Source organism: Mesorhizobium amorphae (assembly GCF_014843845.1).
In the GTDB taxonomy this organism is placed as follows: Bacteria; Pseudomonadota; Alphaproteobacteria; order Rhizobiales; family Rhizobiaceae; genus Mesorhizobium; species Mesorhizobium amorphae_A.
On the sequence record NZ_JHQS01000032.1, the window covers coordinates 17088 to 32584 of the forward strand.

16 protein-coding genes and 1 pseudogene are annotated in these 15497 nt (G+C 63.6%); 11 read left to right on the plus strand and 6 right to left on the minus strand.

The genetic code is table 11. The features are described 5' to 3' along the window. Positions 1-167 precede the first annotated feature (167 nt). The gene (locus DH08_RS15245) at positions 168-1394 is read left to right on the plus strand and encodes an anion transporter (protein WP_192180081.1); all 1227 of its coding nucleotides are present in this window, start codon (positions 168-170) and stop codon (positions 1392-1394) included. A gap of 3 nt (positions 1395-1397) precedes the next feature. Here the strand turns inward: DH08_RS15245 and DH08_RS15250 are convergent, their stop codons facing one another. After that, the gene (locus DH08_RS15250) at positions 1398-1982 is read right to left on the minus strand and encodes a TetR/AcrR family transcriptional regulator (RefSeq protein ID WP_192180082.1); all 585 of its coding nucleotides are present in this window, start codon (positions 1980-1982) and stop codon (positions 1398-1400) included. 83 nt (positions 1983-2065) lie between these two features. Here DH08_RS15250 and DH08_RS15255 point away from each other — a divergent pair, with 83 nt between their 5' ends. The 4 genes from DH08_RS15255 to DH08_RS15270 all read left to right on the plus strand — a co-directional run bounded on the left by DH08_RS15255 (position 2066) and on the right by DH08_RS15270 (position 6571). Beyond that, the gene (locus DH08_RS15255; protein WP_192180083.1) at positions 2066-2980 is read left to right on the plus strand and encodes a crotonase/enoyl-CoA hydratase family protein; all 915 of its coding nucleotides are present in this window, start codon (positions 2066-2068) and stop codon (positions 2978-2980) included. Positions 2981-3125: 145 nt separating this feature from the next. Then, positions 3126-4448 (plus strand): serine hydroxymethyltransferase, encoded by a 1323-nt coding sequence (locus tag DH08_RS15260; protein WP_192180084.1) that lies wholly within the window; start codon positions 3126-3128, stop codon positions 4446-4448. Positions 4449-4495: 47 nt separating this feature from the next. Continuing rightward, on the plus strand, positions 4496-5617 hold the full coding sequence (locus tag DH08_RS15265; protein ID WP_428338369.1) for a branched-chain amino acid ABC transporter substrate-binding protein: 1122 nt from the start codon (positions 4496-4498) through the stop codon (positions 5615-5617). A gap of 54 nt (positions 5618-5671) precedes the next feature. After that, positions 5672-6571, plus strand: a complete 900-nt coding sequence (locus tag DH08_RS15270) for a LysR substrate-binding domain-containing protein (protein ID WP_246800853.1) — start codon at positions 5672-5674, stop codon at positions 6569-6571. 54 nt (positions 6572-6625) lie between these two features. On the opposite strand, the gene DH08_RS15275 is transcribed toward DH08_RS15270, so the two are convergent. The 5 genes and pseudogenes from DH08_RS15275 to DH08_RS15295 all read right to left on the minus strand — a co-directional run bounded on the left by DH08_RS15275 (position 6626) and on the right by DH08_RS15295 (position 9749). Then, positions 6626-6946 (minus strand): cupredoxin domain-containing protein, encoded by a 321-nt coding sequence (locus tag DH08_RS15275; RefSeq protein ID WP_192180085.1) that lies wholly within the window; start codon positions 6944-6946, stop codon positions 6626-6628. Beyond that, positions 6943-7461, minus strand: coding sequence for a DUF4142 domain-containing protein (locus DH08_RS15280; RefSeq protein WP_345892398.1), 519 nt, complete (start codon positions 7459-7461; stop codon positions 6943-6945). The genes DH08_RS15275 and DH08_RS15280 overlap by 4 nt, the downstream gene beginning before the upstream one ends. After that, positions 7344-8108 carry an RNA polymerase sigma factor gene (locus tag DH08_RS15285; RefSeq protein WP_246800854.1) on the minus strand — a complete coding sequence of 255 codons (765 nt, stop codon included), beginning with the start codon at positions 8106-8108 and terminating at the stop codon, positions 7344-7346. Before DH08_RS15285 ends, DH08_RS15280 begins: the two co-directional genes overlap by 118 nt. A 100-nt stretch (positions 8109-8208) precedes the next feature. Continuing rightward, positions 8209-8493 (minus strand): annotated as a pseudogene (locus DH08_RS15290) (CBS domain-containing protein); the annotation flags it as partial. Positions 8494-8579: 86 nt separating this feature from the next. Beyond that, positions 8580-9749, minus strand: coding sequence for a cystathionine beta-lyase (locus tag DH08_RS15295; RefSeq protein WP_192180087.1), 1170 nt, complete (start codon positions 9747-9749; stop codon positions 8580-8582). Positions 9750-10107: 358 nt separating this feature from the next. On the opposite strand from DH08_RS15295, the gene DH08_RS15300 reads away from it, so the two are divergent. The 6 genes from DH08_RS15300 to DH08_RS15325 all read left to right on the plus strand — a co-directional run bounded on the left by DH08_RS15300 (position 10108) and on the right by DH08_RS15325 (position 15442). Beyond that, entirely contained in the window at positions 10108-10743 is a 636-nt protein-coding gene (locus DH08_RS15300) for a DUF1326 domain-containing protein (RefSeq protein ID WP_192180088.1), read from the plus strand. 9 nt (positions 10744-10752) lie between these two features. After that, complete coding sequence (locus DH08_RS15305) at positions 10753-11610, plus strand: DUF2182 domain-containing protein (protein ID WP_192180089.1); 858 nt, start codon at positions 10753-10755, stop codon at positions 11608-11610. Continuing rightward, positions 11586-11978 (plus strand): hypothetical protein, encoded by a 393-nt coding sequence (locus tag DH08_RS15310; RefSeq protein ID WP_192180090.1) that lies wholly within the window; start codon positions 11586-11588, stop codon positions 11976-11978. The genes DH08_RS15305 and DH08_RS15310 overlap by 25 nt, the downstream gene beginning before the upstream one ends. Before the next feature lie 22 nt (positions 11979-12000). After that, positions 12001-13029: an amino acid ABC transporter substrate-binding protein gene (locus DH08_RS15315; RefSeq protein WP_192180091.1), complete on the plus strand. Its 1029-nt coding sequence runs from the start codon at positions 12001-12003 to the stop codon at positions 13027-13029. A 63-nt stretch (positions 13030-13092) separates the two neighbouring features. Continuing rightward, entirely contained in the window at positions 13093-14280 is a 1188-nt protein-coding gene (locus DH08_RS15320) for an amino acid ABC transporter permease (RefSeq protein ID WP_192180092.1), read from the plus strand. 4 nt (positions 14281-14284) lie between these two features. Further along, positions 14285-15442 carry an amino acid ABC transporter permease gene (locus tag DH08_RS15325; protein WP_192180093.1) on the plus strand — a complete coding sequence of 386 codons (1158 nt, stop codon included), beginning with the start codon at positions 14285-14287 and terminating at the stop codon, positions 15440-15442. The last annotated feature ends 55 nt before the right edge of the window (positions 15443-15497 follow it).

Sequence of the window (15497 nt, forward strand, 5' to 3'; positions counted from 1 at the left end):
GATCGGCCGAGCCCGCGTGGTCCGGCACTGGCGCGTGAAAGTTTCAAGGGCGCAAAGCGCGTCCGGCGCTTTCGCTTTGCCGGATGCTTGCTAAAGCTGAAGCGAAATGTCTGCCGGGCCGAGTCTGTCGAGGCAGGGACTGACGAGCTTGGACGGAACTTCTGCCAATGACATTGACGGGCGCGGCCGCACTTCTGATCCTTGTCCTGACCTATGCCGGCGTCGCCGTCGGCCGCATCCCCGGACTGCGCCTCGACCGGGCAGGAATCGCGCTGCTTGGCGGCGCGGCGATGATCGCCGTCGGCGCGCTCAGCATGGAGGACGCCTATCGCGCCATCAATTTCGACACCATCACGCTGCTGCTCGGCATGATGATCGTTGTTGCGCATCTGAAGGTCTCGGGTGCCTTTCGCGCTCTCGGCGGCTTCGCCATCGAGCACGCGCACGCGCCGTTCATGCTCCTGGTGATCTTGACGCTTCTGACTGGTGTGCTCTCGGCCTTCCTGGTCAATGACGCGATCTGCCTGGTGATGGCGCCGATCGTTGTCCACGTCACCCGCGTCATCAACCGCAATCCGATCCCCTATTTGATCGCCACCGCCACGGCCTCCAACTGCGGCAGCGTCGCCACCATCACCGGCAATCCGCAGAACATGGTGATTGGTGCGCTGTCGGGCATTTCCTACCCGGCCTTTTCGGCCGCACTGGCGCCGGTTGCGCTGTTCGGCCTTGTCGTCGTCATCGTCATCGTGCGCATGGTCTACCGGGCCGAATTCGCGCGCACGGCCGAGCTAACACCCGAGGTCTATCGTGGCCGCATGCTGCCGGGGCAGGTGCTGAAGGCGGCGGTCGTCTGCATCGGCCTGGCGATCGCCTTCTTCGCCGGCGTGCCCGTCGCCAAAGCGGCGCTGATCGGCGGCGCCATCCTGCTGCTCACCCGCGCCATCAAGCCGGCCCGCATCTACCGCGAGATCGACGGGCCGCTGCTGTTCATGTTCGCCGGCCTGTTCATCGTCGTTGCCGGTGCCGAAAAGACGCTGCTGACATCAGACATGATCGCCTCGGCAAAGGACCTCGGCCTGGACGACGTCTGGCGGCTCTCCGGCTTCACCGCGGTGCTCTCCAACATCATGAGCAATGTGCCGGCCGTGCTGGCACTGCGGCCGTTCATACCGGGCCTGGAAAATCCGGAGCGCGCCTGGCTGGTCGTGGCCATGAGCTCGACGCTGGCCGGCAATTTCACGCTGCTTGGCTCGGTCGCCAATCTGATCGTCGCAGAGCAGGCGCGGCGCGCCGGCACGCCTCTGTCCTTTGGGGCGTTCTTCAAGGTCGGCCTGCCGCTGACGCTGATCACGCTTGTTGCCGGCACCGCTTGGCTGGCATTCGGGTTCTAACAGCTAGTTCCTGCTCCCAGATCGCGCCCGAACGAGCGTCGCCGCGGCATGTCCGGCCGCCTTGATATAATCGGGGTTGTGGTGGATCAGCATGCTCGAGAAGGCGCCGTCCATGAGCAGCACGATCTCGCGCGCCAGCATATGCGGCGCTGTGACGTTGTGGGCCGACAGTTCGTCGGCGAGCCATTTCTCGAAATTTGTCTTGTGCCGCGATCCGGCCTTGACTGCCGGATGTCCGGGCGTCGAGGCAAGCTCCGCGGCCGTGCGCAGGAACCCACATCCTTTCCATTTGGGATGGCGGGCGACACGCGCCAGATTGGTGAAGATCGCTTCGACCTTGCGGTCGGCACCACCTTCGGCGGCATCGAACCAGCCGGCCATCTGCTTTAGATTGGGCTGGTCGCGGGCATCGAGATAGGCGGCGATCAGGTCGTCCTTGCTCTTGAAATGATAGTACAGCGTCCGCTTGGTCAGCCCTGCCTTCTCGGCGATGGCATCGACGCTGACGCGGCCGATTCCTTCGGCATAGAAGAGCTTCGTCGCGGCATCGACGATGCGTTTGCGGGTAGGGCTGGCGAGGTCGATCATGCCGCTATGTATACCGACTAGTAAATATACAGACAATCCGAAAGCTGATCCCCTGCGGCCCTTCCATGCAGGAGGTGAAAGACATGACCAAGCTGGTGCTTTGCGATATCCGCGACCGCGTCGCGGTGCTGACCCTCAATCGTCCCGAAAAACTCAACGCCTTGAACTACGCCCTGATCGACCGCCTGCTGGCGATGCTCGATGCGGTCGAGACCGACGATGCCATCGGCGCCGTCATTCTCACCGGAGCAGGGGAGCGCGCCTTCTCCGCCGGCGGCGACATCCACGAATTCTCGGCCAGCGTGGCGCTTGGCGCCGATGTCGCCTTGCGCGATTTCGTCATGCGCGGTCAGCGGCTGACGGCGCGGCTGGAGGCCTTCCGCAAGCCCATCATCGCCGCCGTCAACGGCCTCGCCTTCGGTGGTGGCTGCGAAATCACCGAAGCCGTGCCACTTGCCATTGCCAGCGAGCGAGCCCTGCTCGCCAAGCCCGAGATCAGGCTTGCCATGCCGCCGACCTTCGGCGGCACGCAGCGCCTGCCGAGGCTCGCCGGTCGCAAGCGGGCGCTCGAACTGCTGTTGACCGGCGAGGCGTTTTCACCGCAGCGCGCGCTCGAACTCGGCCTCGTCAACCAGGTGGTGCCGCACGCGGAACTGATGTCGGCCGCACTTGATCTCGCCCATCGCATTGTCAGGCACTCGCCAGCGGCGGTGGCGAGCATACTCACCGCGGTGGCTCGCGGCCTCAATCAGAGCATTGCCGAAGGACTGCTGGTCGAGGCCGAGCAATTCGCCCGCATGGCCCCGACTGCCGACCTGCGCGAAGGGCTGGATGCCTGGATCGTGCGGCGCAAGCCGGGCTTTGGCGGCTCGTGGACGCACATCACGCGGCCGGACGAGGCGAGGCGACCCTCATTGGCGCCGGATGAGCCTGGCGCACAGGATCAGGGCGCCGCCGCGACACGACCTTTTATGTCGGGGTGGAAGCGGCAGAAATAGTCCGCCTCCGATAGGCGCTGGGTGGGTAGACCTAATTTTCCTAAGCCTAGGCGCTAGAACTACTCGCTTGCGCATTGGCGACCGGTGGCTCCACCTTAGGCTCCATTCGCAGCCGCATTGTCGGCGGTTGGCAAAGGAGGCATCGATGGTCGCTCTCGCTCGCAGGCCCTGGGTTTCATCGCTCTGCGACGAATTTGCCCAGCAGTTGGCGCAGAAGACGAGCGGTCAGAAGACCGACGCCGTCATGGCGGCGATCAATAGTGGGATCGAGCTGAACCGGTCGATCCACGATGCGGACTGCATCAACCTCAACCCGGCGACCAATGTGATGAACCCGAAGGCCGAAGCCGCACTGGCTTCCGGCCTGGGATCGCGCCCGTCGCTGGGCTATCCCGGCGACAAATATGAAATGGGATTGGAGGGTGTCGAGCAGATCGAGGTGATCGCCGCCGAGCTGGCAGCCGAAGTTTTCGGCGCCAGCTATGCCGAGATCAGGGTGCCGTCCGGCGCCATCGCCAATCTCTATGCGTTCATGGTTGCGGCTCGGCCGGGCGACGGGATCATCGTCCCGTCGCCGGCGATCGGCGGTCATGTAACCCACCATATGGCCGGCTGCGCCGGGCTTTACGGGCTCGACATCCACACCGCACCGGTTGATGCCGACGGCTATACCATCGACGTCGGCAAGTTGCGCGACATGGCCAGATCGGTAAGGCCGAAGATGATAACCATCGGCAGCAGCCTCAATCTTTTGCCGCATCCCATTCGCGAGATCCGGGCGATAGCCGACGAGGTCGGCGCGCTGGTGCTCTTCGATGCGGCGCATCTGTGTGGGATGATTGCCGGACACGTCTGGCAGCAACCCCTACAGGAAGGCGCCCATCTGATGACGATGAGCACCTACAAGAGCCTTGGCGGACCGCCTTCGGGCCTGATTGTCACCAATGACGCCGCAGTCGCCGAAAAGCTCGACAGGATCGCCTTTCCCGGCATGACCGCCAACTTCGATGCCGCCAAGTCGGCCGCTCTGGCGATCACGCTTCTGGACTGGAAAGACCACGGCAGGGCCTACGCCGCGACGATGGCACGAACCGCAAGGGCGCTGGCGGATGGTCTTGCCGATCGCGGCCTGCCGGTGTTTTCGACCGGCAAGGGTTATACGACATCGCATCAGTTCGCCATCGAGGCGGCCGAGTTCGGCGGTGGCCAGGCAGCGGCGAAGAAGCTGCGGCAGGCCAACGTCCTGACTTGCGGCATCGGCCTGCCCATCGACGCTGTCGACGGCGACATGAACGGGTTGCGCTTCGGCACACCCGAGATCGTCCGCTGGGGCATGACCGAAGACGACATGCCGGAACTTGCGGCTCTCATCGCCAGAGCGCTGCGCGGCAATGACGCCAGCGAACAGGTCGCGGCGGATGTCACGGCATTCCGGCGCCGGTTCAACAAGCTTCATTTTGTGAACTGACGCCTGAAGCGGCGGGAAAAGCCCGCCTTTCTCTAAAAAACAGGGGAATGAAAATGCGCATGATCGTGCAGATGATGACTGCTGCCCTAATGACTGCCGCGACTGTCGGTGCCGCGAGGGCGGATATCGTGTTCGGCGTCGCCGGACCGATGTCGGGACCGAATGCCGCTTATGGAGAACAGTATCGCGTCGGTGTCGAAACGGCTGTCGAGCGCATCAACGCCAATGGCGGCGTCCTCGGCCAGAGGCTCGCTGTCTCTGTTGGCGATGATGTCTCCGACCCGAAGCAGGGCGTTTCGGTCGCCAACAAATTCGTCGCCGACGGCGTACGCTATGTCGTCGGGCACTATAACTCGGGCGTAACTATTCCGGCTTCCGAGGTCTACGCCGAGAATGGGGTTCTGTTCGTCACGCCGACGGCCACCAACCCGATGGTGACCGAGCGCGGCCTGTGGAATGCCTTCCGCGCCTGCGGCCGCGATGACCAGCAAGGCATCATTGCCGCCAAATTCATCCTCACCCGCTTCAAGGACAAGAAGATCGCGATCGTCGACGACAAGTCGACGGCGGGCAAGGGCCTCGCCGACGAGATGGCCAAGGCCTACAATGCGGGCGGCGGCAAGGAAGTGCTGCACGAGGAGATCAACCCCGGCGAGAAGGACTACAGCCCGCTCGTCGCCAAGATCAAGCAGTCGGGCGCCGACCTCGTCTATTACGGCGGCCAGCACACCGAGGCTGGCCTGATCGTGCGGCAGATGCACGACCAGGGCGTCACCACGATCCTGATGGGTGGCGACGGCATCTCCAACAGCGAATTCGGCGCCATCGGCGGTGACGGTGCTGCCGGAACCCTGATGACGTCGTTCCCCGACCCGGCAACATTCGCGGAGGCCAAGGATGCCGTCGCCGACCTGAAGGCCAAGAATGTGCCGACCGAGGCGGTGACCCTCTATGCCTATGCAGCAACGCAGATCCTTGCCGAGGCCATCGCCAAGGCCAAGGCCGACGATCCCAAGGCGGCGTCCGAGTATCTTCATTCCGGTGCCAGCTTCTCGACGGTGCTCGGTTCGATTTCCTATGACGACAAGGGGGATATCAAGCAGCCGGGGTTCGTCGTATTTGAGTGGCGGAAGGTCGACGGCAAGGTGACCCCGGTGGCCCTCAAATAGAAACACCACGTCGGCGGCCGCACACCGGCCGCCGACGTTTTCCGGGAACGGACGATGGCCGTCAATCCGCCGCGACCTCGAATGCCGCCGCTCAATGCCTTGCGGGCCTTCGAGGCGGCCGCCCGCCACGAAAGCTTCGCCAAGGCCGCGGACGAGCTTGGCGTGACACCAGCGGCGGTGTCGCATCAGGTCAAGGCGCTGGAGGCGTGGCTGGGCTCGTCGTTGTTCGTCCGCCACCCCCAGGGGCTGCATCTGACCGAGGCCGGTCGCGCGGCCCTGCCGGCCTTCTCCACCGCCTTCGACGCCATGGGCCTTGCCGTCCAGGAACTGCGCATCTCGGCGCCGAGGCCCCAGGTCAGCATCGCCGCCTTGCCGTCGATCGCCCAGCTTTGGCTGGCGCCGCGCCTGCCGGCGCTACGCGCCGCGCATCCAGCGCTGCGCCCATCCATCCATGCGCTCGAGGAGGCGCCGGATTTCAGGCGCGAGCCCTTCGACCTCGCCATCTTCCTGACCAGGCATGCTCCAGCCGGCAGCCGCGCTTTCAAGCTTTGCGACGATGTCATCTTTCCGGTCTGCGCGCCCGCACTGGCCGGGCTGCTGAAAACACCGGTCGATCTCTCATCGCAGCTTCTGCTGTGGGACACCACCTGGACCGGCGACTGGAGCCTGTGGTTCGAGGCTGCCGGGCTGAAAAGTCCGTCGATCGAGTCCGGCTCCGGGTTTTCGCTCTACAGCATGGCGCTGCAGGCGGCCATCGACGGCGCCGGCGTGCTGATGGGGCATGAAGCCTTGGTGTCGCGCGCGCTTTCTGCCGGTTCGCTGGTTGCGCCGTTCCCGGAGCGGCGCGTGCCCACCGGCCTCAGCCTCTCGATCCTTGCGCCGGACCGCCCGCCCGCCCAGGCCGCGCAGATGATCGACTGGCTGCTTGCGCAGAGCGCAGCGAGCCAAGGCTGATCTGATGGCAACCGGCGGCAACAAGCGATGGCTTCGCCGCCGGTCTCAAACTCATCAAGGCGCCACGTCCAAATGGCCCTTCATGTTGGGGTGGAAGCGGCAGAAATAGTCGACTGCTTCCACCTTCTTGAGGGTGATCCGCCGTTTCGATTTTGGCGGGATCATCACCTCCCAGCCGCCTTTTACCGTGGCCGTGTGGGCGAACGCATCCTTGTTCACCCATTCGATCGTGTCGCCGACCTTCGCCTGGATATTTGCCGGCGTGAAGACGAGTTTGTCGATCGTCACCTCGATCGTGGCGGCCAGCGCCGGGCTGGCGACGAGCGCCAGCGCCAGAGCGCCCGCGAGCGATCGTATCAGCATGCCGGCTTTCATTTCAGCATGCCGGCGACATGCTCGGCATGTTGCTGATGACCCTGGAAAATCTTCAGGCCGGTCTCCAGCAGGCTCTTTAGTCCGGCATTCTCCGCCGAGGGGATCAGCAGGGTTTCGAGCGCGCCGTTGACCTGCTTGTGGTAGGCAACTTCGTTGGCGACATAGGCCTTGTCGAAGGCCGCTCCCTCGAGCTTGGCGAGCTTGGCACGTTCCGCTTCCGCTGCCTTGCTTAGCGCCTGGCTGGTGGCGTTGTCTTCGGGCGTGACCTTCAGCTTCTTGACCAGGTCGAGCGCCTGCACGTTCACGGCTTCATGGTCGCGCACCATGTCGTTGGCGAAATCGACGACCTCCTTGGTCTTCGATTTCTCGATCGCCAGCTTGGCCGCCTCAACGTCGATCACCCCTGCCGTGTAGGCGATGTGGGCGATCTGCGGATCGGTCGGCTTGTCGGCGGCCCGTGCGATCGGGGTTGCGGAAACCAGAAGCAGCGCGGCCAGGGCGGCGGTGTGTTTGATAGACATGGCATCTCCTTTGCCCGGGGTGCGTAATCGCATCGGAAGGCGTCGAGCAGCACCGGGCCGATCTCGTCGTCCAGTGCCTTGCGCACCAAAGCACGCGCCCGGTGCAGCCTGGTCTTGACGGTCTCGGGCCGCACGCCGAGCAGGTCGGCGGTCTCCTCGATGCTCAGTCCCTCGATGACGCGGGCCACGAAGACGGTGCGATAGACATCGGGCAGGCTGTCGGTCGCCCGTTCGACCAGACCGAGGATCTGCCGCTGCGCCATCGTCCGCTCCGGATCGTCGCTTGGGTTGAGGGGAAACCGGATGATCTGCGCTTCCAGGTTTTCAGGCATCGCCATGGTACGCCGCCTTTTGCGCAGGCGCCCAAGCGCCTCGTTGATGACGATGCGCGACAGCCAGGTGGCCAAGGAGGATTCGCCGCGAAACGCACCAAGATTGGCGAAGGCGCTGACATAGGCCTCCTGGACAATGTCCTCCGCCTCGGCGTCGTTGCGCACCACGCCGCGCGCGATGCGGTAGAGCTTCTGGTTATGCGTCTTGATGATGGCGCGGAAGGCATCCGGTTCTCGGGCGAGCGCGCGGCGCACCAGCTGCATGTCGCTGGATAGGACGTCAGGTGCGGAAGCTGCGACCGCTGGCATTGCGAGTTTCCTCATAGCGACCCGATCTCCAACGCTTGACCAGGACATTGGATGCGCCTGCCGGCAAAAGGTTCCCGGTCTCTTCTGGGGTCGGCGGCCTCTATCCTACAGCGTCGGCCAGCGCATTGTCTGCCGTCTGCACCCGCGCGGCCGCCGCCAGCAGGTCGGTCTGCGTGATCAGGCCGAGAATATGCCGCTCGCCGTCGACGATGACCACGGCATGGCTGCGCCCGTCGGTGAGCACGGAAAGCAGGCTCATCGCCGGCGTATCGGGCGAAGCCGAACCGGCCCTCGACATCACGCCCTTCACCGTATCGGTGGCCCTTGTCAGCTCGCGCAGCCCGACAGCGCCGACCAGCCTTGCCACGGTGTCGATGACAGGCAAGACATGGTCCGTCTCGCGACGGCCTTCCAGCCGTTCCTTTCAGGATGTTGCACCGATTTTCCGATTCACCGTGGCAAGTGTCGGAATCAGATGGCGGCTGCCGCCTCCAGCCCGCGCACAATATCGGCCTTGAGATCCTCGACATCCTCGAGGCCGATCTGCAGGCGGATCAGCGGCCCGTCATAAGGACCTTTGGCAATCTTGCGGTCGCCGAGGAAGACCGGCACCGCAAGGCTCTCATAGCCGCCCCAGGAATAGCCGAGGCCGAAGATTTTGAGCGCGTCGAGGAAGGCGTGCTGCTGCCTCTGTCCGCCGCCGTTGAGCACGACGGAGAAGATGCCGCTCGAGCCGCAGAAGTCGCGCTTCCACAGAGCGTAGTCGGGATGGCTGGGCAGCGCCGGATGCAGCACGCGCGCCACGCCCGGTTGACCTTCCAGCCAGCCGGCAATTTCGAGCGCGCTTTTCTGGTGATGCGCCAGCCTGACCCCCATGGTGCGCAGGCCGCGCAGCACCTGATAGACGTCGTCCGGTCCGGAACAGCAGCCCATCGTGCAGAAACCTTCATAGAGCTGTTTCCAGCACGCCTCGTTGGCCGAGACGGTACCGAGCAGCACGTCGGAATGACCGGCCGGGTATTTGGTCGCCGCATGGATCGAGATGTCGGCGCCATGGTCAAGCGGTTTGAAATAGAGCGGCGTCGCCCAGGTATTGTCCATCATGACGATGGCGCCGGCCGCACGCGCTGCCTTGGCGATCGCCGGTATGTCCTGCACCTCGAACGTGTTGGAGGCAGGCGATTCCGTGAACACCACTTTTGTGTTTGGCTTGATCAGCGCGGCGATGCCGGCGCCGACATACGGATCGTAATACTCGACCTCGACGCCCAGCCGCTTCAGCATCGTGTCGGCGAAATTGCGCGTCGGATGATAGACGGAATCGACGATCAAGAGGTGATCGCCCGCCGAGACAAAGGTGAGCAGTGGTATCGTCACGGCCGCCAATCCCGACGGCACGACGATCGTGCCGGCCGAGCCTTCCAGCGCGTCGACGGCCAGCGCCAGCGCGTCGGTGGTCGGCGTGCCGCGCGTGCCATAGGTGTATTTCTGGCTGCGCGCCGCCATCGAGGCCGCATCGGGATAAAGCACCGTCGAGGCATGCACGACAGGCGGATTGACGAAGCCGAAATAGTCGCGCGGATTGTTGCCCGAATGGGCAAGCCGCGTGTTGATGCCCATTTCGCTGCCGTCTTTCGCCATTGTTCTTGCCGTCCTTGGTCACGTGGGGAGGGCGCTAGCCATAGTGCGGCGGCACCGGCGGCGCAACCGGCCGAGACCCGCCAGCCGGCAGTCTTCGGATATGCCAATTCACTGCGGCAAAAGCGGTGAGGTCTCCCGCGGGATTCCGGCAGCGTGTCGGTCAGTGCCTCGCCGGCTGCTATCCGGTCTCCGCCGATCGGCCTATTGTCGGTGGCCGCGAAACGCATATACTTGAATTCTAATATTTATCGCCGGATTGCCTCGATCAGAGCTGCCGGACGTTGCCGGTTAATCTCCTGGTCCCCAATCCGGACATCGCGCTCACAGAGCATGAGCGCGGCAACAGGAGGGGAATGTCATGGCCGACGTCAAGTGGATGATCAAGGCGCGCGAATTCGTCAACTGCAACTGTTCCTACGGCTGCCCCTGCCAGTTCAACGCCCTGCCGACGCACGGGTCCTGCCGGGCCGTGGTCGGCGTGGAGATCGAAAGCGGCTATCACGGCGACACCAAGCTGGATGGCTTGCGCTTTGCCGGGATCTTCCGCTGGCCTGGCGCGATCCACCACGGCAAGGGCGAGGCGGCGGTGGTCATCGACGAGCGGGCGACCGAGACGCAGCGCGGAGCGCTGCTTCGCATTCTCAGCGGTGAGGACACCGAACCCGGCGCGACCATATTCCAAGTCTTTTCGACCACGCTGGAGACGGTCCACGATCCGATCTTCGCGGCAATAGACTTCGAGGTCGACATCGATGCCCGAACGGCTCGTCTGGACGTGCCCGGCGTGACCAAGGGCCATGGCGAACCGATCAAGAATCCCGTCACCGGCAACGAGCATCGGGCGCGCATCGATCTCACGCACGGTTTCGAATATGTGCTCGCCGAGGTCGGGCGCGGCTGGACCAAGACTTCCGGCCCGATCAAATTCGAACTGGCTGATTCCCACAGCCATTTCGCCAATTTGCATCTCTCGCAAAGCGGCATCGTGCATTGATCTGACCCGATGAGCGACACAGCCCTGGAGGCGGTGCTGCGGCGCGACCGTGCGGTCGTGGCGGTCGCGCTCGTCCTGATCGCCGGGCTCGCCTGGGCCTATGTCTTGTGGCTTGCCGCCGACATGGCGATGCCTGCCGCGACCGCGCCGGCCGCGGGCGGCGACATGGCCGGCATGGACATGTCGGGCATGGACATGTCGGGTATGGATATGGGCACAACGGCAGCACCGGGTTTCCGCGCCTGGGCGCCGGCCGACTTCGCCTTCATCTTCACCATGTGGGCCGTGATGATGGTCGGCATGATGACGCCGTCGGTTGCGCCGATGCTGCTGCTCTACGCCGGCGTCGGCCGCAAGGCCAAGGCCGGCGGCCGCCCGATCGCCTCGACGGCATGGTTCTTTACCGGCTACCTCCTCGTCTGGATTGCCTTCAGCGTTGCCGCGACCGGCGCGCAGTGGCTGCTTGCTCGCCTCGCATTGCTCAGTCCGATGATGGCCGCCAACAGTGCGGTTTTCGGCGGCGTGATTCTCATCGCTGCCGGCATCTATCAATGGACGCCGATCAAGGGCGTCTGCCTGCGGCAATGCCAGGCGCCGATCGCGTTCCTGGCGAGCCATGGCGGTTTTCGCTCCTATCCGCTTGGCGCGCTTCGGCTCGGCGTCGAGCACGGCGCCTATTGCCTCGGCTGCTGCTGGGCGCTGATGGCGCTCCTCTTCGTCGGCGGTGTCATGAACGTCCTGTGGATTGCCGGCATCGCAATCCTCGTACTTCTCGAAAAGACCATGCCCACCGGGCAATTGATTCCGCGCATCTCCGGCGCGCTGATGGCGGCAATCGGCGCGTGGCTGCTCGTTCGGGCGCTTTGAGCAGCCGTTTCCCGTCCTCCGGCTCATCGCGTGATCAAGCCAGCGACACAAAGCAAATCCAGACCTCGGATTTCGCCGCTGCGGCGCGGATTTGCGATGATCGGACTTTGCCGGCTTTGTATGCGGTGCTGACCAATTTGCGGGCGGCCTTGTATGCAATTCAGGCATTTCCGGCAATTGGTTTTCAAACGCATTCGAATTCGGTCATTTCCCTTGACCTCACAGAAATAATCGCCTTCGATGCAGTTCGTGAATGGGAGGCAGCGCGTCGGTTGCGACGCGGGGTTCCGGTAGTGGGCCGGAATGGGAGCTGTATTCACGCACGGGAAAAGATTCAGGTTTTGCCTGAGAAACAGGGGCACCTGTAAAACAGAAAAGGGTCTGTGGGTTATGAAACACATTGCAATCGGCATTCTCGGCGCCGCCGCGCTTGGATTGACGGCTACGGCCGCTTCGGCCGGCACGCTCGACACCGTCAAACAGAAGGGCTTCATTCAGTGCGGCGTGTCGACCGGCCTGGCCGGCTTCTCGGCGCCCGACGACAAGGGTGACTGGCAAGGCATCGACGCGGACTTCTGCCGCGCAGTCGCCGGGGCTGTCTTCGGTGATGGCACCAAGGTCAAGTTCACGCCGCTCAGCGCCAAGGAACGCTTCACCGCACTGCAGTCGGGCGAAGTCGACATCCTGTCGCGCAACACTACCTGGACCATCAATCGCGATACCGCGCTCGGCCTGAACTTCATCGGCGTCACCTACTATGACGGCCAGGGTTTCATGATCAACGCCAAGAAGCTGCCGGGCGTGAATTCGGCGCTGCAGCTTTCGGGCGCCGCCGTCTGCGTGCAGAGCGGCACCACGACCGAACTCAACCTTGCCGACTACTTCAAGTCGAACAAGATGGAGTACAACCCGGTCGTCTTCGAGAAGCTGGAAGAGGTCAACGCCGCCTATGACGCCGGCCGTTGCGACGTCTATACCACGGACCAGTCGGGCCTCTATGGCATACGCCTGACCCTCGGCGCACCCGCCGACCATGTCGTGCTGCCCGAGATCATCTCCAAGGAGCCGCTCGGACCGGCCGTGCGCCAGGGCGACGACCAGTGGTACCACATCGTCAAGTGGACCTATTTCGCGCTCCTGCAGGCAGAGGAACTCGGCATCACCAAGGCCAATGTCGAGGAGATGAAGGCCTCCGACAATCCCGAGATCAAGCGTGTGCTCGGTACCGAGCCTGAGACCAAGATCGGCACCGATCTCGGCGTCTCCAACGACTGGGTCGTGAATATAGTCAAGGCAGTGGGCAATTACGGCGAAATGTTCGAGCGCAATGTCGGCTCGGGCAGCCCGCTCAAGATCGCGCGCGGCATCAACGCGCTGTGGACCAAGGGCGGCCTGCAATACGCTCCGCCGATCCGCTGATCGAAATGTGATCCGGGAGGCAGATGATCTGCCTTCCGGTTTCTCTTTCCAGGGGACGGTCGCATGGCATCGCAGGAAATTCTTCGCGAGGAGCCAAGTCGGGCTTCCTTCGTAAATGATCCAAAGGTCCGCAGCATATTCTTCCAGGTCTTGGTTGTCGTCTTGCTGGGGGCGGGCGTCTGGTGGATTGTCCAAAACACCATCGACAATCTGGCGCGGCTTCACATTGCATCGGGGTTCGGCTTCCTCAGGGGGCGCGCCGGCTTCGACATTTCTGACACCGCGATCGCTTATTCGTCGGATTCGACCTATGGCCGCGCCATCGTCGTCGGCTTCATCAATACCCTTATTGTTGCCGGCGCCGGTATCGTCACCGCGACCCTCATCGGCTTCATCCTCGGCATCGGCCGGCTGTCGCGCAACTGGCTGATCCGCAAGATCTGCATGGTCTATGTCGAAATCTTCCGCAACATACCGCCGCTGCTGGTCATCTTCTTCTGGTATTCCGGTGTGCTTGCCGTGCTTCCCATACCGCGCGAGAGCATCAACCTGCCTTTCGGCTCCTTCCTCAACCAGCGCGGTTTCTATTTTCCGCGCGCCGTCTGGGGCGACGGCTCCTGGTTGATCTTCGTCGCTTTGCTTGTCGGCATTGCCATGGCGTGGTTCGTCGCCCGCAAGGCGCGTCAGCGGCAAATGGCCACCGGCCAGCAATTCCCGGTGTTCTGGACATCGCTGGCGCTGGTCGTCGGCCTGCCGCTGCTCGCCTACGCGCTGAGCGGCTTCCCGCTGACGTTTGATTTTCCGAAGCAATCGACCTTCAACCTGACCGGTGGCTTCCAGGTCAAGCCGGAGTTCCTGTCGCTCTATCTGGCGCTGTCCTGCTATACGGCGGCCTTTATTGCCGAGATCGTGCGCGCCGGCATTGTGGGCGTCAGCAAGGGCCAGACCGAGGCAGCAGGTGCGCTCGGCTTGCGGCCGGGATCGATCCTGCGGCTGGTCGTCGTGCCGCAGGCGATGCGCATCATCATCCCGCCGCTGACCAGCCAGTATCTCAACCTGACCAAGAACTCCTCGCTGGCCATCGCCATCGGCTATCCCGATTTGACGGCGACAGCCGGTACCGTGCTGAACCAGACCGGCCAGGCGATCGAATGCGTGCTGATCATGATGGTTGTCTATCTCGTGCTCAGCCTGCTGACCTCGGCGGTCATGAACGTGGTCAACGCCAGAATGGCGCTGGTGGAGAGGTAGGGCCATGCAGGAACACGACACCTCCTGGGTTCGCACCGAAATGGCGTTGGCGCAGCAGGCGCCAGCCGGCGTGCGAGGTCCTGGCGCCTGGGTGCGCAAGAACCTGGTCGGTTCGGTTGGCGATGCCATCCTGACCATCATCGGCATCGCGCTGGTGGTGATGATCCTACCGCAAGTCATCAACTGGGCCTTCCTCAACGCACAGTGGACCGGCGCTGACCGCACATTCTGTGCCACGGTGGCGCAGGGCGGCATCCAGCCGGACGGCTGGTCCGGTGCCTGCTGGGCCTTCGTCAATGCCAAGTTCGGCCAGTTCATGTTCGGCCGCTATCCGATCGAGGAGCGCTGGCGGCCGATCCTGATCGCCATCCTGTTCGTGGCGTTGCTGGTGCCGCTGCTCATCCCGAAGGTACCGCACAAGGGGTTGAACGCCATTCTGTTCTTCCTGGCGATGCCGATCCTTGCCTTCATCCTGCTGGTCGGCGGCATGTTCGGCCTGCCGCATGTCGAAACTCCGCTGTGGGGCGGCCTGCTGGTGACGCTCAGCCTGTCCTTCGTCGGCATTGCCGCGTCGCTGCCGATCGGCATCGTGCTGGCGCTCGGCAGGCGCTCGAAGATGCCGATCGTCAAGGCGCTGTGCGTGGTCTTCATCGAGACCGTGCGCGGCATCCCGCTGATCACCGTTCTGTTCATGGCCAGCGTCATGCTGCCGCTGTTCCTGCCGGCCGGCGTCACCTTCGACAAGCTCCTACGCGCGCTGATCGGTGTGTCGCTGTTCGCCGCTGCCTACATGGCCGAAGTGGTGCGCGGCGGCCTGCAAGCCATCCCCAAGGGCCAGTATGAGGGTGCCGATTCGCTCGGCCTCGGTTACTGGCAGAAGATGGGCCTGATCGTGTTGCCGCAGGCGCTGAAGCTGGTCATTCCAGGCATCGTCAACACCTTCATCGGCATGTTCAAGGACACCAGCCTTGTCTACATTATCGGCATGTTCGACCTGCTCGGCGTCGTCAAGCTGAACTTCTCCGATGCCAACTGGGCAACGCCGCAGACGGCTAGGTCCGGCCTGATCTTCGCTGCCTTCGTCTTCTGGCTGTTCTGCTTCGGCATGTCGCGCTATTCAATGTTCACGGAACGCCGGCTCGACACCGGCCACAAACGCTAAGAACAAAAAAGGGGAATTGCCATGGCCACTGAAAACGCCGTCAGCGCGGAAGAAA